Source organism: Bacillus basilensis, from assembly GCF_050630465.1.
Lineage (GTDB): Bacteria > Bacillota > Bacilli > Bacillales > Bacillaceae_G > Bacillus_A > Bacillus_A basilensis.
Genome location: NZ_JBNTQO010000017.1, coordinates 96,200 through 115,000, shown reverse-complemented (window position 1 = coordinate 115,000; position 18,801 = coordinate 96,200). Strand labels below are relative to the sequence as shown.

22 protein-coding genes and 1 rRNA gene (1 of these 23 running past the window's edge) are annotated in these 18,801 nt (G+C 36.7%); 11 read left to right on the top strand and 12 right to left on the bottom strand.

All coding sequences use genetic code 11. The features are described 5' to 3' along the window. Positions 1-23 (bottom strand): 16S ribosomal RNA (locus ACQVV1_RS24180); it reaches 1,529 nt to the left of the window's first position. A gap of 403 nt (positions 24-426) precedes the next feature. Between ACQVV1_RS24180 and ACQVV1_RS24175 the strand changes: the two genes are divergently transcribed. After that, positions 427-1,107 (top strand): MgtC/SapB family protein, encoded by a 681-nt coding sequence (locus tag ACQVV1_RS24175; protein WP_000386685.1) that lies wholly within the window; start codon positions 427-429, stop codon positions 1,105-1,107. A gap of 95 nt (positions 1,108-1,202) precedes the next feature. Continuing rightward, on the top strand, positions 1,203-2,198 hold the full coding sequence (locus ACQVV1_RS24170; protein ID WP_242256539.1) for a potassium channel family protein: 996 nt from the start codon (positions 1,203-1,205) through the stop codon (positions 2,196-2,198). Here ACQVV1_RS24170 and ACQVV1_RS24165 read toward each other — a convergent pair. Both ACQVV1_RS24165 and ACQVV1_RS24160 read right to left on the bottom strand, forming a co-directional pair. Beyond that, positions 2,185-2,598 (bottom strand): YugN-like family protein, encoded by a 414-nt coding sequence (locus ACQVV1_RS24165; protein WP_242256536.1) that lies wholly within the window; start codon positions 2,596-2,598, stop codon positions 2,185-2,187. The genes ACQVV1_RS24170 and ACQVV1_RS24165 overlap by 14 nt on opposite strands. A 107-nt stretch (positions 2,599-2,705) precedes the next feature. Next, positions 2,706-4,058, bottom strand: a complete 1,353-nt coding sequence (locus ACQVV1_RS24160; protein WP_431169620.1) for a glucose-6-phosphate isomerase — start codon at positions 4,056-4,058, stop codon at positions 2,706-2,708. Positions 4,059-4,333: 275 nt separating this feature from the next. Here ACQVV1_RS24160 and ACQVV1_RS24155 point away from each other — a divergent pair, with 275 nt between their 5' ends. Next, complete coding sequence (locus ACQVV1_RS24155; protein ID WP_063222083.1) at positions 4,334-4,567, top strand: DUF378 domain-containing protein; 234 nt, start codon at positions 4,334-4,336, stop codon at positions 4,565-4,567. Between the two features lie 112 nt (positions 4,568-4,679). On the opposite strand, the gene yugI is transcribed toward ACQVV1_RS24155, so the two are convergent. The 3 genes from yugI to ACQVV1_RS24140 all read right to left on the bottom strand — a co-directional run bounded on the left by yugI (position 4,680) and on the right by ACQVV1_RS24140 (position 6,962). After that, positions 4,680-5,024 carry a S1 domain-containing post-transcriptional regulator GSP13 gene (gene yugI / locus ACQVV1_RS24150; protein WP_000003765.1) on the bottom strand — a complete coding sequence of 115 codons (345 nt, stop codon included), beginning with the start codon at positions 5,022-5,024 and terminating at the stop codon, positions 4,680-4,682. A 253-nt stretch (positions 5,025-5,277) separates the two neighbouring features. After that, entirely contained in the window at positions 5,278-6,468 is a 1,191-nt protein-coding gene (locus tag ACQVV1_RS24145) for an aminotransferase (protein WP_252209182.1), read from the bottom strand. Then, positions 6,465-6,962, bottom strand: a complete 498-nt coding sequence (locus tag ACQVV1_RS24140; protein WP_309259476.1) for an Lrp/AsnC family transcriptional regulator — start codon at positions 6,960-6,962, stop codon at positions 6,465-6,467. Before ACQVV1_RS24140 ends, ACQVV1_RS24145 begins: the two co-directional genes overlap by 4 nt. A gap of 265 nt (positions 6,963-7,227) precedes the next feature. Here ACQVV1_RS24140 and ACQVV1_RS24135 point away from each other — a divergent pair, with 265 nt between their 5' ends. Together ACQVV1_RS24135 and ACQVV1_RS24130 are read left to right on the top strand one after the other, a co-directional pair. Then, on the top strand, positions 7,228-8,220 hold the full coding sequence (locus ACQVV1_RS24135; RefSeq protein ID WP_431169621.1) for a 2-hydroxyacid dehydrogenase: 993 nt from the start codon (positions 7,228-7,230) through the stop codon (positions 8,218-8,220). A gap of 109 nt (positions 8,221-8,329) precedes the next feature. After that, a complete protein-coding gene (locus tag ACQVV1_RS24130; protein WP_431169618.1) occupies positions 8,330-9,169 on the top strand; it encodes an alpha/beta fold hydrolase in 840 nt (279 codons plus the stop codon). Positions 9,170-9,200: 31 nt separating this feature from the next. Here ACQVV1_RS24130 and ACQVV1_RS24125 read toward each other — a convergent pair whose 3' ends face one another. Next, positions 9,201-9,452 carry a YugE family protein gene (locus ACQVV1_RS24125; RefSeq protein ID WP_242256530.1) on the bottom strand — a complete coding sequence of 84 codons (252 nt, stop codon included), beginning with the start codon at positions 9,450-9,452 and terminating at the stop codon, positions 9,201-9,203. Positions 9,453-9,569: 117 nt separating this feature from the next. Here ACQVV1_RS24125 and ACQVV1_RS24120 point away from each other — a divergent pair, with 117 nt between their 5' ends. After that, positions 9,570-10,724 carry a MalY/PatB family protein gene (locus ACQVV1_RS24120; protein ID WP_242256528.1) on the top strand — a complete coding sequence of 385 codons (1,155 nt, stop codon included), beginning with the start codon at positions 9,570-9,572 and terminating at the stop codon, positions 10,722-10,724. Between the two features lie 94 nt (positions 10,725-10,818). On the opposite strand, the gene sodC is transcribed toward ACQVV1_RS24120, so the two are convergent. Next, the gene (gene sodC / locus ACQVV1_RS24115; RefSeq protein ID WP_431169617.1) at positions 10,819-11,358 is read right to left on the bottom strand and encodes a superoxide dismutase [Cu-Zn]; all 540 of its coding nucleotides are present in this window, start codon (positions 11,356-11,358) and stop codon (positions 10,819-10,821) included. A gap of 68 nt (positions 11,359-11,426) precedes the next feature. Beyond that, positions 11,427-11,603 carry a hypothetical protein gene (locus tag ACQVV1_RS24110; protein WP_000982762.1) on the bottom strand — a complete coding sequence of 59 codons (177 nt, stop codon included), beginning with the start codon at positions 11,601-11,603 and terminating at the stop codon, positions 11,427-11,429. Between the two features lie 164 nt (positions 11,604-11,767). Here ACQVV1_RS24110 and kapB point away from each other — a divergent pair, with 164 nt between their 5' ends. Next, positions 11,768-12,151, top strand: coding sequence for a kinase-associated lipoprotein KapB (kapB, locus tag ACQVV1_RS24105; protein ID WP_101168059.1), 384 nt, complete (start codon positions 11,768-11,770; stop codon positions 12,149-12,151). Positions 12,152-12,192: 41 nt separating this feature from the next. Here the strand turns inward: kapB and kapD are convergent, their stop codons facing one another. Beyond that, on the bottom strand, positions 12,193-12,816 hold the full coding sequence (gene kapD / locus ACQVV1_RS24100; protein ID WP_048553468.1) for a 3'-5' exonuclease KapD: 624 nt from the start codon (positions 12,814-12,816) through the stop codon (positions 12,193-12,195). A gap of 289 nt (positions 12,817-13,105) precedes the next feature. Here kapD and ACQVV1_RS24095 point away from each other — a divergent pair, with 289 nt between their 5' ends. Then, positions 13,106-14,431: an ArsB/NhaD family transporter gene (locus ACQVV1_RS24095; RefSeq protein WP_431169616.1), complete on the top strand. Its 1,326-nt coding sequence runs from the start codon at positions 13,106-13,108 to the stop codon at positions 14,429-14,431. 84 nt (positions 14,432-14,515) lie between these two features. Here ACQVV1_RS24095 and ACQVV1_RS24090 read toward each other — a convergent pair whose 3' ends face one another. After that, positions 14,516-14,983, bottom strand: a complete 468-nt coding sequence (locus ACQVV1_RS24090) for a hypothetical protein (protein ID WP_063222091.1) — start codon at positions 14,981-14,983, stop codon at positions 14,516-14,518. 117 nt (positions 14,984-15,100) lie between these two features. Here ACQVV1_RS24090 and ACQVV1_RS24085 point away from each other — a divergent pair, with 117 nt between their 5' ends. Further along, entirely contained in the window at positions 15,101-15,814 is a 714-nt protein-coding gene (locus ACQVV1_RS24085; RefSeq protein WP_309259477.1) for a DNA alkylation repair protein, read from the top strand. A gap of 347 nt (positions 15,815-16,161) precedes the next feature. Continuing rightward, positions 16,162-17,538, top strand: coding sequence for a glycine--tRNA ligase (locus ACQVV1_RS24080; protein ID WP_000287155.1), 1,377 nt, complete (start codon positions 16,162-16,164; stop codon positions 17,536-17,538). Between the two features lie 39 nt (positions 17,539-17,577). Here the strand turns inward: ACQVV1_RS24080 and ACQVV1_RS24075 are convergent, their stop codons facing one another. After that, complete coding sequence (locus ACQVV1_RS24075) at positions 17,578-17,961, bottom strand: hotdog fold thioesterase (RefSeq protein WP_001140606.1); 384 nt, start codon at positions 17,959-17,961, stop codon at positions 17,578-17,580. Between the two features lie 95 nt (positions 17,962-18,056). On the opposite strand from ACQVV1_RS24075, the gene ACQVV1_RS24070 reads away from it, so the two are divergent. Beyond that, positions 18,057-18,800 (top strand): DUF3298 and DUF4163 domain-containing protein, encoded by a 744-nt coding sequence (locus ACQVV1_RS24070; RefSeq protein WP_098555351.1) that lies wholly within the window; start codon positions 18,057-18,059, stop codon positions 18,798-18,800. Position 18,801: the final 1 nt, after the last annotated feature.

Here is an 18,801-nt window from a genome sequence, read left to right as displayed (position 1 = left end):
GCCAGGATCAAACTCTCCAATAAAGTTAGTTTGTCTAGCATCTAAAAATAAAAATTGACGTTTCACGTTGTTTGTTTCGTTCAGTTTTCAAAGAACTACTTGGTCGCTCATTTGCGACTTCCTTATGTTAACATCTTCGTTTTTCGATGTCAACTAAGTTTTTCAATTTCTTTTTTGTCGTTTTCTGCGTTTCCGCATCAGCGACGGTTATTAATATATCATGCAGAAAAATGAAATGCAACACCTTTTGAAAACTTTTTTAAATTAACTACATTTCTTTTTTAATATCATATACTTAAACGAAATATCTCTTTCATGTATGAGCAATTCCTACATATATTCTATATAAAGTTACTCTATCAAAAAGCGTTTCTTTCTATAATAAACGTTTTATTCATATACCATATCATACAAGGAGGAATATATATGGACTATACCGATTTATTAATCAAACTAGGTCTCTCGGCAATTTTAGGATTTGCCATCGGTTTAGAGCGCGAATTAAAACGGAAACCACTTGGTTTAAAAACTTGTTTAGTTATTTCTATCATTAGTTGCCTCCTGACGATTGTTTCTATTAAAGCAGCTTACAATTTACCACATACCGACCATATGAATATGGATCCTCTTCGACTTGCAGCTCAAATTGTATCTGGAATTGGTTTTTTAGGTGCCGGTGTTATTTTACGTAGAGGAAACGATAGTATTGCAGGATTAACAACTGCTGCTATGATTTGGGGTGCTTCCGGTATCGGTATTGCCGTTGGGGCCGGATTCTATATCGAAGCGATTTTCGGGATGTGTTTCCTTATGATTAGTGTAGAACTTATACCATTAACAATGAAATTTGTAGGACCTAGATCATTTCGCCAACGTGATATCGTAGTGAAACTTGTTGTGCGAAATATGGACAATATCCCGGTTGTAATTGAAGAAATAAAAGAAATGGATATAAAAGTGAAGAATATGAAGCTTAAAACGTTAGAAAATGGCTCTCACTATTTACATCTTAAATTATGTATCGATCAAAAAAGACATACTGCCGATGTTTACTACGCTCTCCAACATCTTGAAAGTGTCCAACAAACTGAAGTGGAAAGTATGTAACAGAAAACAAACTCTCTTTATAAATTAGAGAGTTTTTCTTTTTTCTATAATGGTAACAATGAATGTAGTCCTGCAAAGTAAGGAGGAATTGGCAATTGAAATCCCGTCCAAAATTAGTAGATACATTTCGTGATTCCATTATTTTTCGTTTAATTTGCTTTATTATTGTACTTACTGCTTTTTCCGGCTTTCTTATACATAGATTAGAGCCATCGCACTTCACCACATGGTTTGATGGAATTTGGTGGTCAATCGTTACAATTTTCACTGTTGGCTATGGTGACTTTGCCCCGCATACACTAATAGGCAAGCTTATCGGTATGGGTATTATTTTATTTGGAACCGGTTTTTGTTCTTATTATATGGTTCTATTCGCCACTGATATGATTAATAAACAATATATGAAAGTTAAAGGAGAAGAAGCTGCGACCTCTAACGGTCATATGATTATTGTCGGCTGGAACGAACGGGCAAAACACGTTGTAAAACAAATGCACATCTTACAACCGAACCTTGATATCGTTTTAATTGATGAAACACTTTCTTTACTTCCAAAACCATTTCATCATTTAGAATTTATAAAGGGATGCCCCCATCACGATCAAACGTTATTAAAAGCTAATATTACAACTGCTCACACTATATTAATAACAGCTGATAAAGAAAAAAACGAAAGCTTAGCTGATACACAGTCCATCTTAAATATTTTAACTGCAAAAGGACTCAATCCAAACATTCACTGCATCGCAGAACTTCTTACTTCTGAACAAATACAAAATGCAACGAGAGCTGGTGTATCAGAAATTATAGAAGGAAATAAATTAACGAGCTATGTTTTTACCGCTTCTCTTTTATTCCCTTCTATTTCAGGTGTACTATTTTCACTTTACGATGAAATCTCTGATAACAAATTACAACTGATGGAGCTTCCTCCATCCTGCACCGGACAAACTTTTGCAAATTGCAGCTATACTCTTTTAAAGCAAAACATTCTCTTATTAGGTATAAAGCGCGACGAACAATATATGATTAATCCAGTCCATTCCTTTGTTCTCATTGAAAGCGACATACTCATTGTTATTCACCATTAATAAAATGACGCTCTAGTTCTTGTACAAGCACTTTCCCAATATTGATATATTTTCTTTTCACATCTCCATCTGGATCTTTCGGCTCAGCAAATTGATCCATCCCACTCGTTCCAGCTGTTAAAGTATTCACATGATCATCTAGTTCGTCTTGATATACGTGCGAAAGAATATACGGCGTTTCAAGGCGGACTACTACACCAGGTACATCTAGTTCTCCATCAATGGCTGTAAATGGCACTCGTAAAAATTGATAGCCATCTTCTTCATCGATTTTATAATCAAAGCATCCTTTATCATAATCCCAGTTGCCACCAATGCTATATCCGAGTGGCTTCATTATTTCTTCTAACTTATATAACGCATATGTACGTCCTTCTAAATTTGATTGAATTGGAATCAAGTCCATCCCTCCTAGACTTTTTCTTTAGCATACCCACTCTAGTTTGAATATATTGATGGACTTTTCGATGAAATAATAAAAAGCGGCCGGATTCCGGCCGCTTTTTATTATTTTAAACGCTCTTCTAATTCTGCTTTTAATTCTTCAAATCCTGGTTTACCAAGTAAAGCAAACATGTTTTTCTTGTATGCTTCTACCCCTGGTTGGTCAAATGGATTTACGCCTAATAAGTAGCCGCTCATCGCACATGCTTTTTCGAAGAAGTATACAAGGTAACCGAATGTGTACTCATTTAATTCAGGAATATTTACGATTAAGTTTGGTACTCCGCCATCGCTATGTGCAAGTAATGTACCTTCGTATGCTTTTGTGTTTACGAAGTCTACAGTTTCACCAGCAAGGTAGTTTAATCCATCTAAATCGTTTTCTTCTGCTTCAATTGTCAGTTCATGTGTAGATTTACCTACTTTAAGAACTGTTTCAAATAAGTCACGACGACCTTCTTGAACGTATTGACCTAATGAGTGTAAGTCAGTTGAGAAGTTTGCTGAAGATGGGAAAATACCTTTTTGATCTTTTCCTTCACTTTCACCAAATAACTGTTTCCACCACTCAGCGAAGTATTGAAGTGCTGGCTCATAGTTAACAAGCATTTCAATTGTTTTTCCTTTATTGTATAGAGCGTTACGAACTACCGCGTATTGGTAAGCTGGGTTTTCTTCTAGCTCTGATGTTCCGAAGTCATCATGACCAGCAGCTGCACCTTTCATCATCTCTTCAATATTTAAGCCACTTACTGCGATTGGTAATAAACCAACTGGCGTTAATACAGAGAAACGTCCTCCAACATCATCCGGAATAACGAATGTTTCGTAACCTTCGTTATCAGCTAATGTTTTTAATGCACCACGCGCTTTATCTGTAGTTGCATAAATACGTTTGCGAGCTTCTTCTTTTCCATACTTTTCTTCTAATAACTTACGGAAAATACGGAATGCTAGTGCTGGCTCTGTTGTTGTACCTGATTTGGAAATAACGTTAATAGAGAAGTCTTTACCTTCTAATACGTCCATTAAATCTTTCATGTAAGTGGAGCTAATGTTTTGTCCAACAAATAGCACTTGTGGAGTTTTACGTTGTTCTTTAGAAAGCGTGTTGTAGAAAGAATGGTTTAACATTTCGATTGCTGCACGTGCTCCTAGGTAAGAACCACCGATACCGACAACAAGTAAAATGTCAGAGTCATTTTTAATTTTTTCTGCGCATTTTTGAATGCGAGTAAATTCTTCTTTGTCATATTGAAGCGGAAGGTCTACCCACCCAAGGAAATCGTTCCCAGCTCTAGTTTTTTCGTGGATTGCGTGATGTGTTACTTTCACTGCATCACGTAAATAAGTGATTTCATGTTCACCGATGAAGGATAACGCTTTAGAATAGTCGAACGTTACATGTGTACTCATCTTTTTCCCTCCAATTATGGATATGTATTTCTGTATTCACTTTAGCGAAACTGAAGTTGTAAATCAAGCGATTCACCCATTGTAAACGTAACCAATATATATTTTTTAGAAAAAGTTCATTTTTTGCATAAAAATTCGCATTTTTCGGTATAGATGTATATACATCCTATTTCAAACATTTTTTATGTATAAAAACAACATAACTACCCCATTCTATAAAAGAGTTAATTAACTCATCGCTTGCTCATGCTTCACAACTAAGGGGGGGCTTTTTCATGAGTACTCTGCAACGTATCGCATTAGTTTTCACTGTAATTGGCGCTGTGAACTGGGGACTAATCGGGTTCTTCCAGTTTGACTTAGTGGCAGCCATTTTCGGTGGACAAAACTCAGCTCTTTCACGTATTATTTACGGCATCGTTGGTCTTTCTGGGCTTATCAATCTTGGTTTACTCTTTAAACCATCAGAAAATCTTGGCACTCACCCAGAAACGAACGAAATTCGCTAGTCAGTATGTCTTTACTTCACCTCCGACATACGAATATGATTGCATGCAATCATATTTGCAAATATATATCATAAGATAAAGTAAAAGAGGAACGCTCATATGCGTTCCTCTTTTACTTTGTTAACTCGGACTCTTCAATCCATTCTGTTAGCTTTTCTCGCAGCGTATTAAATCCGTTCTCAGATGGATTCGGTATAAGAATCCGTCCTTGTTTTCTTTTCGCCGCTTTTAACGATAAACTCATTTTTCTGTGTTCTTCATCAATTGAAAGTACTTTTACTTCTACTGTATCGCCGACTTTTAAAAAGTCATGAATATCCTTTACATATCCATTTGTAATTTCAGATATATGCACAAGTCCTTGCGTTTCTGCATCTAACGCTACAAATGCACCGTAATCTTGAATCCCAGTCACTTTCCCTGTTACAACCACTCCTGTTGTATATTGTTCTGACATATGAAACACTCCCATACGTTTACCATTTTCTCTACAATTGTAGATAGCAAAGCAGATGATTTATTGTTAAATATCCGATTAGTTAGTACGTACCCTAAGTAAAGCTACTCAGGATACGTATACCTTATATTAGTAAATTATACCACTATGACAGAACGCATTCAAAATTCATGAAAAAATTTCCTTAAGGAAGTATAATTCTCCAATATTAGGATAGAATACTAACACATGGCTTTCTAGTATTCCCCCCCTTTTATGGACAAAACGTATTGTGTTTTGTCCTTTTTTTATTCTCTACGAACCGTTCCATTCTCTTCATTGCTTCCATTAGTTGTTCAAGCGATGTTGCATACGAGCAACGAATAAATCCTTCACCACTTTCGCCAAATACACTTCCAGGTACAACAGCCACTTTTTCTTCTAATAATAACTGTTCTGCAAATTCCGCCGAAGATAGTCCAGTTGAAGAAATAGAAGGAAAGACATAAAATGCTCCGCCAGGCACATGACATGTTAATCCCATTTCATTGAAAGATGTCGTCATAAAATTACGGCGTTTCTTATAACTATCTCTCATCCGAATTACTTCATCATTCCCCGCGCGTAACGCTTCAAGTGCTGCGAACTGAGACATCGTCGGTGCACACATCATGGAATATTGGTGAATTTTGAGCATTAATTCTGAAAACTGAACAGGAGCTGCAATCATACCAAGGCGCCATCCTGTCATCGCAAATCCTTTTGAAAACCCTGAAATTAAAATCGTATGGTCACGCATATTTTTAATACTCGCGAAACTTGTATATACTTCGTCGTATACGAGCTCTGCGTAAATTTCATCAGATAATACGATTAAATTGTACTTCTCAACAATCACTGCTATTTCTTCAAGCTCGGACTTATTTAACATTGCACCTGTTGGGTTATTTGGTGAACAAAGTAAAATTGCTTTTGTTTTCGCTGTAATAGCTGCTTCGATCTGCTGTGGTTGTACTTTAAACTCATTTTCTAAAGTAGTCGCCACAGGAACCGGAACTCCTCCAGCTAATGTCACAAGCGGGGCATAAGAAACGAAACTTGGTTCAATAATGAGTACTTCATCATCAGGATTTATAATGGTGCGCATCGCTACATCTAACGCCTGACTCGCTCCAACTGTAACAATGATTTCATCGTTTGGATCATAAGATACTTCAAATTGTTTTTTTAGATACTTTGCTATTTCTTGACGGAGCTCCAATAATCCTGCATTTGCTGTATATGACGTATATCCTTGTTCTAAAGAACGAATACATGCTTGCCTCACGTTCCAAGGTGTAACAAAGTCAGGCTCTCCTACTCCAAGAGAAATAACACCTTTCATATTTGCTGCTAAATCGAAAAACTTTCGAATACCAGATGGTTGTAAAGATTCTGCCGATCTAGATAGTTCAAATTGCTTCATGGCGTCACCACAATTCGCTTATCATCATCGTTTTTGTCATAAATAATTCCCTCATGTTTATACTTCTTCAAAATGAAATGCGTTGTTGTAGAAACGACAGATTCAATTGTTGCTAATTTCTCAGAAACAAACATCGCTACTTCTCCCATCGTCTTTCCTTCTAATGTAATAGAAAGATCGTATGTCCCTGACATTAAATACACAGATTTCACTTCTGAATAACGATAAATTTGTTCAGCAACCGCATCGAATCCAACGCCGTGCTTTGGCGTAACTTTCACATCGATCATTGCCGTTAAACCTGTATGTTCTTTCACCTTCGTCCAATCGATATGTGTTACATAATCCACGATAATCTTTTCCGCTTCTAATTTCTCAACCATTTTCTTTATTTCTTCTACTTCTATATTTAACAGCTTCGCTAATGTATCTACAGATAATCGACTACTTTTTTCAAGACAAGCTAATAATTCTAATTCTTTTTCTGTCACCATATAAATCATCCTTCCTTTTCGTTTGTGTCTAAATTATACAAATACACTTTCCAGTTTGAAAAGAAGATTTTTTTAGTGAATTATGTCAAAATAAAGTGAAACTTTAATCCATGGAAAGGTTCACCCCATGGATTATTAGCCCACACCAATCGGGCTTTTACGAGCAGTTGATCTCCCACCTCACTTCTTTGCCTCCACCGTCTTTTTAGGTGGAGTCTTACTGCTCGTTAAAGCGGGGTAAAGTGAAACTTTAATCAGTGGAAAAATACGTGATAAAGCGAAAGGGGATGGAACCGTGAAACCAAAAGTTTATATTGCTGAACCAGTTCCAACATTTGTAGAAAACTATTTATCAGAACACTGTGATTATGAAAAATGGGAGCAAAATGAGAAGGTACCTCGTGATGTTCTATTGGAGAAAATACAAGATAAAGATGGTTTATTAAATTTTGGATCTGCTATTAATGAAGAATTATTGGAGGCGGCTCCTAACTTAAAAGTAGTGAGCAACATTTCTGTCGGTTACGATAATTTTGATTTACAAGCGATGGCAAATCGAAATGTAATCGGAACAAATACACCATACGTACTAGATGATACAGTAGCTGACCTCGTTTTCGCTCTTATGCTATCTGCTAGTCGCCGTGTTTGTGAACTCGACTCTTACGTAAAAAATGGTGAATGGAATGCCGAAATTGGAAAAGAGCACTTCGGACTGGATGTACACCATAGTACAATCGGTATTATCGGTATGGGCCGAATTGGAGAAGCCGTTGCAAAACGAGCGAGATTCGGATTTGATATGAATGTTCTTTATTACAACCGTCGCCGTAAAGAAGAGGCTGAACAAAAATTCGATGCTACATATTGTGATTTACAGACGATACTAAAACAGTCTGACTTTATCGTTCTTCTTACTCCATTAACAGATGAAACGTATCATCTTATCGGAGAAAAGGAATTTTCATTAATGAAAGAAACAGCTATTTTCATTAATGCTTCTCGCGGGAAAACAGTAGATGAAGAAGCATTAATCCATGCATTAGCAGAAAAGAAAATCTTTGCAGCAGGCATCGATACTTTTACACAAGAGCCAATTCAAAAAGATAATCCGCTCTTATCATTACAAAATGTTGTGACTTTACCGCACATCGGATCTGCAACGTTAAAAACTAGGCAGCAAATGGCTATGACAGCCGCTGAAAATTTAGTTGCAGGCTTACAAGGAAAAACACCGCCTAATGTTGTTCGCGGGTAATGATAAATAAACGAAAGGCAAGATGACATCGTCATCTTGCCTTTTTTTGTTAACATATTTTCTTTTCTCTTGGAGATGATATGAACAAAAATCAATGGAGTGACAAAAAATGAATCACGAATATACTTGTCCTTATTTCACTTTTTCCACTCGCGGCACTACTATTCATTACGAATTGTATGAACATGATAATAAAATGGAACGTCCTACTTTTGTGCTCGTTCACGGCTTTTTATCTTCCTCATTCAGTTACCGCCGTCTCATTCCTTTACTATCGAAAGAAGGAACAGTCATTGCTCTTGATTTACCACCGTTCGGAAAAAGTGATAAGTCTCATCTGTTTAAGTATTCTTATCACAATTTAGCAACGATTATTATCGATTTAATCGAACACTTATCTCTCTCAAACATTGTATTAGTTGGGCATTCTATGGGTGGGCAAATTTCTCTTTATGTAAACCGTATACGTCCTGAATTAATTTCAAAGACGATTTTACTATGCAGCTCGAGTTATTTAGCACGCGCAAACTTACCTTTAATGTATTCTTCTTATTTGCCGTTCTTTCATTTATACGTAAAGAACTGGATTATACGCCGCGGCATTGTTCATAACTTAATGAATGTCGTTCATGATCATTCATTAATTGACGATGAAATGAAGGAAGGTTACTCCGCTCCTTTTTATGACAACCGTATATTCCCCGCTTTAACTCGTATGATACGAGATCGTGAAGGTGACTTATCTTCAATTGAATTAAAAAAAATTGAAACACCTATACTGCTCATTTGGGGTGAAAAAGATCGCGTCGTCCCTGTACATGTAGGTCATCGTCTACACAAAGATTTACCGAATTCGAAATTTATTTCTTACGAAAATACAGGGCATTTACTACCTGAGGAAAAACCTGAACATGTTTATGAAGAAATTATCGCGTTTTCCGCGCAATAATATAAAAAAGGCTGTCGGAATTTCCGACAGCCTACAATGAACAACTTCCGCCTTCTTTTATTACAAGTAATTCCACAGCTAACTTCTCACATTTTTCAAGCGCAGGTACTTCCTCAAAAGACATAAAGTATATATGTTGAATCTTCTTTGCGATGTATTTTGGATCATCAAACACACTTGCGACGTTCACAGCATCGCTCGCTTCTGTTTCATAAAACTCCGGTCCCATTTGAAACGGATCCCAATTCTTCACAACCTCTATCATCTTTTCATATGTACCCATTCGCTTCCCGCCTTTTCACTTTTTAATACTTTTCTTTATCCTATCACATCAGCTATTCTATAAGAAGAGAGAGAACTTTCATAACTTAACGGTTTTACAGAAGAAGGGGGCAAACTTATGCAACTATTTCATAAAACAGTCAATCGACGTGGAACTCATAGTATAAAATGGGATACATATAAAAACGAAGAACTTATCCACGCTTGGATTGCTGATATGGATTTTGAAGTACCACAACCAATTCAAACTGCTTTAAAGAAACGTATCGAGCATCCTATTTTCGGCTATACACTTCCTCCCGAAAATATTGGCGATATTATTTGTAACTGGACAAAAAAACAGTACAACTGGGATATTCAAAAAGAATGGATTGTCTTTAGCGCTGGGATTGTTCCAGCTCTTAGTACGAGCATACAGGCCTTCACAAAGGAAAACGAATCCGTTCTCGTACAACCACCTATTTATCCCCCATTTTTCGAAATGGTCACAACAAACAACAGACAATTATGCATAAGTCCATTACAGAAACAAAATGATACATATACGATAGACTTCGAGCATTTAGAAAAACAATTTCAACAAGGCGTCAAACTCATGCTTCTTTGTAGTCCTCACAATCCGATCGGACGTGTTTGGTCAAAAGAGGAACTCACACAACTTGGCGCGTTATGTACAAAATATAATGTAATCGTTGTAGCAGACGAAATTCATTCTGATATTATTTATGCAGATCATACACATACACCGTTCGCTTCCTTATCCGAAGAATTAGCAGCGCGCACGATTACTTGTATGGCTCCGAGTAAAACATTTAATATCGCTGGATTACAAGCATCGATTATTATCATTCCAAACGAAAAACTCCGTCAAGCCTTTACATCTATCCAATATAGACAAGGATTCCACGGATTAAATATATTTGCCTATACAGCGATGCAAAGTGCCTATACAGAATGTAACGATTGGCTAAATGAAATTCGATTATATATAGAAGATAACGCTCAATTCGCTTGTAAATATATTAAAGATCACATACCTACTCTTTCCGTAACGAAGCCAGAAGGTAGCTTTTTATTATGGATTGATTGCTCTCGCCTACAACTTTCTCAAAGTGAGCGCACCACATTGCTTGAGGAAAAAGGGAAAATTATCGTTGAACCTGGTGAGAAATACGGATTAGGCGGCGAAGAACATATTCGAATTAACATCGGCTGTCCAAGATCTGTTTTAGAAGAAATTTTAAATAGAATGCGCCATACGTTTTCATCATAAGAAAGGAGGCTGTCCTACATCATTTGGGACAACCTCCTTTATCGATATCTTTTCAATTACGTCTCACAAAAAAAGCTACCATGCACGGTAGCTTTTACTTTTTCTTCATATCCGATGCTTTTTTTACAATGACGCCACAAGCAATTCGATCACCGGATTTACCTGTCGGTTGTGTCATGCCATCATCAGCGTTTTCTGTAATAATAATAGACGCTCCATCTTTTCTATGAATCGTCGTTTTTCCTTCTTCAAGTGTTATATGCGGCGCATCGATTTCTGCTTTAATTTTTCCAGAACCGTCTGCGATTACGTTCGGTAAATCACCGTTTTCTGCACCCTTCGGATTAAGAAGTCCATGTTTTTTATTATCAGGATTAAAATGATTCCCAGATGACTCAAAACGTGGTGCTTTACACTCGCCAATTTCGTGTACATGTATACCGTGCGGGCCAGGTGCAAAACCTTCTCCTTTAATCGTAATTTTCACTCCGCTTGTTTGTTGTACTACTTTCGCAGTCCCTACTTCATCACCTGAAGCATTACGTAATTTTACGTCAATTTCTTTCGGCTTTCCTTGGTCACAACCCGCCATCAGAAATAATAAACAACAACTGAAAAAAAGCCGTTTTTTCATTCAATTCCCTCCAAAATATATTCTGCCCTTAGATTGTCCGAGCATAGAGGGAAACATACAAAAATGAATTACTGTTTCTTTTCTGCTAACAATTTTTCTTCAACCTTCTGCAATCGGTCTGCTTCTCGTTTTGATACACGAATGAACATACGCCACGTGGCAACAGCACCAATGATAAATAGAACGCAAACAATCCCTGGAATAATATATTCTGTTTTATCTTCCGGAAAATATAAAGGCATCATATGAAACACTCCTTATTATAGGATTAACAAACCATCAGAATTTTCTGTTATATTATTTTAAATTATAGTTGAACCGATTCATATTCTCAAGGGGTGTTCCGAAAGCGAATGATTTCTTTGACTCCTTCTGCTACTTTCCTTACTATAAACTTGAGGTGAAAAATATGAGAGAAACATTTGAAATTGGTGAAATCGTTACTGGTATTTATAAAACGGGAAAATACATCGGCGAAGTTACAAATAGCCGCCCTGGTAGTTACGTCGTAAAAGTATTAGCTGTTTTAAAACATCCGGTGCAAGGTGACTTACATAACGTAAAACAAGCTGACGTACCATTTTTCCATGAAAGACGCGCTTTAGCTTTCCGAGAACAGACGAACATTCCAGAACAAATGGTGAAGAAATATGAAGGAGAAATTCCAGAGTATACAGATTCACTCAAATTAGCATTAGAAACTCAAATGAATTCATTTTCTGAAGATGATTCACCTTTTGCGGTTCGTAGTCTAGAAACATTAGAGCAATTAAAAAAAGACTATAAACTTTAAAAAAACAAAACGACCAAATTACATACTGTGCAATTTGGTCGTTACTGTGTACTCACTTTCTTTAACACTTTTGAAAAATCAACAAGTTCTCCCAACGTTGGAGGTGCTGGTTTCACTAAATACTCTTTATCTTTTTCTACTAACTTAAAAATATTATACGTCGTCATCGCATCATCTAGCGCACAATGATGCTTACCCGTCCCTACTTTTCCATACGCCTCAATTGCTTTCCACAACCCTGTTTGATTTCTCTCCCCAAAAAACTTCTTATACTCAAGCGATAAATCACGGCACTGTCCTAAGAATGGAAAGTCGACTCCCGCCATTTCACAATTATGCTTCAACACTTTCATATCCATATTTCCCCACGTAACAATGGTCGGTTTACATCTCTTTTCATATTCTGCAAGTTTTTCAACGAGTTCTGGAAACGAAATTCCTTTATCTACGGCTTCTTGTTTAATCCCTAAAAATTTCTTGCATCGATCTGTTAAAGAAGGAAAAGTTTTCGGCCTAACATGAGCTGAATACGTGTCTTCTACCTTACAGCCAACAACCGAAACGAGTCCTACCTCAATAATCTCCGGGAAAAATCCTTTTGGTTTTTTTCTGTGCTGGGGCATCGTAAACTCAAAATCCAAAAATAAAAATCGTTGTTCATCCATACGATCCCTTCCTTATCATCTTTGTCATTCCTTTCTATTTGACACTCCTACACGAACAAGCTCGAATGCTAATTCCATTTTAAATATTCAGATTGGATGTATCTTATATATATGTCAAATGCCCACAAATATTTTTAAAAATAAGAAAAAGTAACCGTTGCAGAAAATATAACAAAATACGCCCTTTCATTTACATCCTCCATTTTTCTACTTTATAATGACTTTATGTGTGTTTCTTTGAGAACATTTTTGACACACTAAGAAAAGTGAATGAAAGGAGATGAGAGTTTTGCACGAAACAACGCAAGAGCTCGCAAACTGGCAGTATTATTTTGCTATCGCAGTCTTTTTAATTACATATGCCATTATTATTTCTGAAAAAATTAATCGTGCTGTCATCGCACTTCTTGGTGCAGCACTCATGGTAATTATGGGGGTCGTTGATTTACACAACGCCTTTACGAAACATATTGAATGGGGGACGATTACGCTACTCATCGGTATGATGATTCTGGTGAACATTACGAGTAAATCGGGTGTCTTCCAATACGTTGCCATTAAAGCAGCAAAAGGGGCACAAGGAAATCCAATTAAAATTTTAATTTCACTTTCCTTACTTACTGCGCTTGGTTCCGCATTTTTAGATAACGTTACAACTGTACTTCTTGTTGTTCCAGTTACTTTATCTATTACGCGCATACTGAAAGTAAATCCTGTTCCTTATTTACTTTCTGAAATTATTTTTTCAAACATTGGAGGAACAGCAACATTAATTGGTGATCCACCAAATATTATGATTGGTTCTGCAAACAAGCATTTAGACTTCAATGCATTCTTGCTAAACTTAGCACCAATCGTAATTATTATTATTGCAGTTACAGCAGTAATACTTTACTTCATGTACCGTAAACAATTAATTGCTGATCCTGTACAAATTAAGAAATTAATGAGCCTTGATGAAAAACAATACATTAAAGATCCAGTATTAATGAAAAAATCTTTAACAGTACTTGGACTTACAATCGTAGGTTTCATGACTCATTCAATCTTCCACGTTGATGCAGCTATCATTGCTTTAACTGGTGCTACTGTTCTTATGCTAATTGGTGTGAAAGAGCATGAAATTGAAGAGGTATTCGCAAGTGTAGAGTGGGTAACAATCTTCTTCTTCGCAGGACTATTCGTACTCGTTGGAGGACTTATCGATATCGGTCTTATCAAAATGTTAGCTCAAAAAGTAATTGGAATAACGGGCGGAGATATTTCTCAAGCATCTATCCTTATTTTATGGGTATCTGGTATCGCCTCGGCAACAATTGATAACATTCCATTCGTTGCAACAATGATCCCACTTATTAACGATATGGCAGTTGGGCTAGGTTTATCACCTTCTGACGCACAAATCGACGTATTATGGTGGGCATTAGCATTAGGTGCTTGTCTAGGTGGAAACGGAACATTAATCGGAGCTTCTGCTAACGTAATCGTTGCAGGTATCGCAAGCCGCGAAGGACATAAATTTAGCTACATGGACTTCCTAAAAGTCGGTTTCCCAATTATGATCGTTTCATTAATCATTTCTCATATTTATATTTATTTACGCTACCTAATGTAGTAGAAAAAGCGCCCAAATAAACAGGGCGCTTTTTTCATTACACATATTTAAAATATATCAATTTATCAACAAAAAATAACAAATCTACTCGTTATACCTCACCGGCTCATTTCGAATAATGAACAAGTGAATCGGCAAGAAAACTGAAAATGTAATGGTATGAATAATCGTAAATAATATAGAGTTCGTTCCGTATCTATCTAAAATTGCGTAGATAAGATAAATAGACAGCACAATCGATACAGCTGTTGCTATTAAATATAGAATTGGTACGAAATTAAAAATGAAACATGCGACATATATACCGAATACTTTCCATCCCGCTTCTTCTTTCAAGAAATCTGGTAATTTGTCTTTCGCTAAATCACCCCATATCTTACTATTTAAAAAAGGAATAAATGCAAGAGCACCATCGGTTGCACCATCATTTTTCGCCATCGTATACAGTGCAAAAGCCGTTAACAAATATGCAATAACTGCCCAAATCAATATAACAAGAATAAACGCAAAACTAAGAGCAAAGAAACCTGCTAGTAAACCCTGATCTTCCATCTTATCCTCTCCTCTCTACTCTCAACATATTTCATTCCATTGCAAGTTATGTTTTAAAATTTATCCAAACTCTCTGTATAATAATAAGAGCAAGATAATAAGAGAGGAGAACAACTGATGCATCCATTTGTAAAAGCATTACAAGAGCATTTCATAGCTCACAAAAATCCGGAAAAAGCAGAACCGATGGCACGTTATATGAAAAATCACTTCCCGTTTCTCGGCATTCAAACTCCCGAGAGAAGACAGTTATTAAAAGACGTCATCCAAATACATACTCTCCCAGATCAAAAAGACTTCCAAATCATCGTGCGTGAACTTTGGGACTTACCAGAACGTGAATTTCAAGCAGCCGCACTTGATATTATGCAAAAATATAAAAAGCATATAAACGAAACACATATCCCCTTCTTCGAAGAACTCATTGTCACGAAATCTTGGTGGGATTCTGTTGATAGCATCGTTCCTACTTTTTTAGGTAATATCTTTTTAAAACATCCGGAATTGATTTCTGCCTATATTCCAAAATGGATTGCATCAGATAACATATGGTTACAACGCGCAGCTATTTTATTCCAGCTGAAATATAAACAAAAGATGGATGAAGAACTTCTTTTCTGGATTATTGGACAGCTACATTCTTCAAAAGAATTTTTCATTCAAAAAGCGATTGGATGGGTCCTTCGCGAGTATGCAAAAACAAAGCCCGATGTCGTTTGGGATTACGTGCAAAATAACAAGCTTGCCCCGCTCAGTAAACGTGAAGCAATTAAGCATATTAAACAAAATTACGGAATAAATAACGAAAAAATAGGCGAGACTCTATCATAGATAGACGCGTTCCTCTATTGAGATTTAAAAAAGAACGTGTTAGAATATGTTCATTATTATTAATATAAGTAGCGATGACGGACTTATAAGTACTTGCACAAAAAGCGATTCAGGGATAGTGAAAGCCTGAAGCCGCAAGGAAACGGCAGTCTCGAGCAATACGTGATAAAGTGGATGCACCTTTTGTGTATCAACTAGGGTGGAACCGCGGGCAAACGCTCGTCCCTAGGCAATTAAGCCTTGGGATGAGCGTTTTTTTATGTTTTTCAAAGCATACACTGCTCGTTTCACAAGTTACCTGAGCACGTCATCGCCAATACGTTAACTTTCAAAAGGAGGATTTTATTATGTATTCAATGGAACAAGTAGTAAACTTAGCGAAACATCGCGGTTTCGTTTTCCCTGGTTCTGAAATTTACGGTGGTCTTGCAAACACTTGGGATTACGGTCCACTTGGAATCGAATTAAAAAATAACGTTAAAAAAGCTTGGTGGAAAAAATTCATTCAAGAATCTCCATACAACGTTGGTTTAGACGCAGCTATTTTAATGAATCCCAAAACTTGGATCGCTTCTGGTCACGTTGGTAACTTCAACGATCCAATGATCGACTGTAAAAAATGTAAAGCGCGTCACCGTGCTGACAAATTAATTGAAGATGCATTAGATGCAAAAGGCATCGAAATGGTTGTTGACGGTCTTACTTTCGACCAAATGGCTGACCTAATGAAAGAACATGAAGTAAAATGTCCTGATTGCGGTAGTGAAGAATTCACTGAAATCCGTCAGTTCAACTTAATGTTCAAAACATTCCAAGGTGTTACAGAGTCTAGCACAAACGAAATCTTCCTTCGTCCTGAAACAGCACAAGGTATTTTCGTAAACTTCAAAAACGTACAACGCTCTATGCGTAAAAAGCTTCCATTTGGTATTGGCCAAATCGGTAAGAGCTTCCGTAACGAAATCACGCCTGGTAACTTCACATTCCGTACACGTGAATTCGAACAAATGGAACTTGAATTCTTCTGTAAGCCTGGTGAAGATTTAGAGTGGTTCGCATTCTGGCGTGAAACTTGTAAGAACTGGTTACTTTCACTTGGTATGACTGAAGAAAGCATGCGTCTTCGTGACCACGGTGAAGAAGAGTTATCTCACTACAGTAACGCAACAACTGATATTGAATTCAGATTCCCATTCGGTTGGGGCGAACTATGGGGCGTAGCATCTCGTACAGACTTCGACTTAAAACGTCACATGGAACACTCTAACGAAGACTTTAACTATATCGATCCACAAACGAATGAGCGTTACGTACCGTACTGCATCGAGCCATCTTTAGGTGCTGACCGCGTAACATTAGCATTCTTATGTGATGCATATGAAGAAGAACAATTAGAAAACGATTCTCGTACAGTTCTTCGTTTCCACCCTGCTTTAGCACCATACAAAGCAGCTATCTTACCATTATCTAAAAAGCTATCTGAAGGTGCTACTGAAGTATTCGCAGAACTAGCTAAAGACTTTATGGTAGACTTTGACGAAACTGGTTCTATCGGTAAACGTTACCGTCGTCAAGACGAAATCGGTACACCATTCTGTATCACTTACGACTTCGACTCAGTTGAAGACAAAGCTGTTACAGTACGTGACCGTGACACAATGGAACAAGTTCGTATGCCAATTAGCGAACTAAAAGGTTTCTTAGAGAAGAAAATCCAGTTCTAATTATAAGAAAAAGAGGTTGCTCTAATGAGCAGCCTCTTTTTACTTTTCACGTTTTTCTTTAATTGCTACTGTACATCTTGATATACATAGTAAGTCATCATTCTCATCAATGATACGCACATCCCAAACCATCGTTGAATGTCCTCTATGTATCGGTGTTCCGATCGCTGTTACAATCCCATCTTTCTTTGAGCGAATGTGATTTGCATTAATTTCTAGACCGAAACAAATACATTTCTCTTGATCAATTAAATTGTATGAACCGACGCTTGCTACTGTTTCCGCTAATGCAAGAGATGCACCACCGTGTAAAAAACCAAACGGCTGATGTGTACGCTCATCAACAGGCATCGTAGCAACCACCTTATCTTCTGTCATCTCTAACAACTCAATTCCAAGTGAATCCATTAAAGTTTTTGCCATATCGTTTCCCCCTTCTCTTACTTTAATTAAATGTATAATTTTACCTATTTATTTTCAAACTACTTATAACACTTAAATAAGGAGGTTTCACCTAAATGAAACAGAAATTTTGTATATTACTGCTTATGTTCTCCTTGCTGACTATTGTACCAAATTGTGCACTAGCAGCCAAAGCATCCAACCTGACAATCGATGTTCAGACTGTAACACAAAAAGGTAAGAAACCTTATATAGAATATCAAATTAACAGACCTTCGTTTCACAATTTTTCTGATTCGAAATTTCAAAATAAGCTCAATTTCTATTACAAAAAGTCTACTGACAAATTTAAAACCAAATTAGAAAAAGACGCAAAAAAATATTATAAAGAAACAGAAGGATCCAGTACACCATTTCATCCGTACGTGGCGAATGTTGATTATAAAGTTTCCTTAAATAAACCACCTTTCCTCAGCCTATATTTGAATTACTATCAATATACAGGCGGAGCACACGGTCTTTATACGTGGAAGGCAAACACATTTGATTTAAAAGAAAAAAAGTTACTACACTTAGACGATTTATTTCAACAAGAAGATAAATATAAAGAAGTAATACGTGCTGAAATTGTAAGACAAATTAAACAAAATGAAAGCATTTATTTTCCCGATGCAACTGAAAAGGTCATGAGTGCTAAAAAATTTCACTTCTTTTTAGAACCGGACAATCTCGTCATTTATTTCCCATTATATGAAATTGCGCCTTACTCAAGCGGAATTCCACAATTTCGTATTCCGTATACGTTGCTAAGAGAGTATTTGAAGCCTTCTTATCAAAATATTTTGATTGACAACAAGTAAA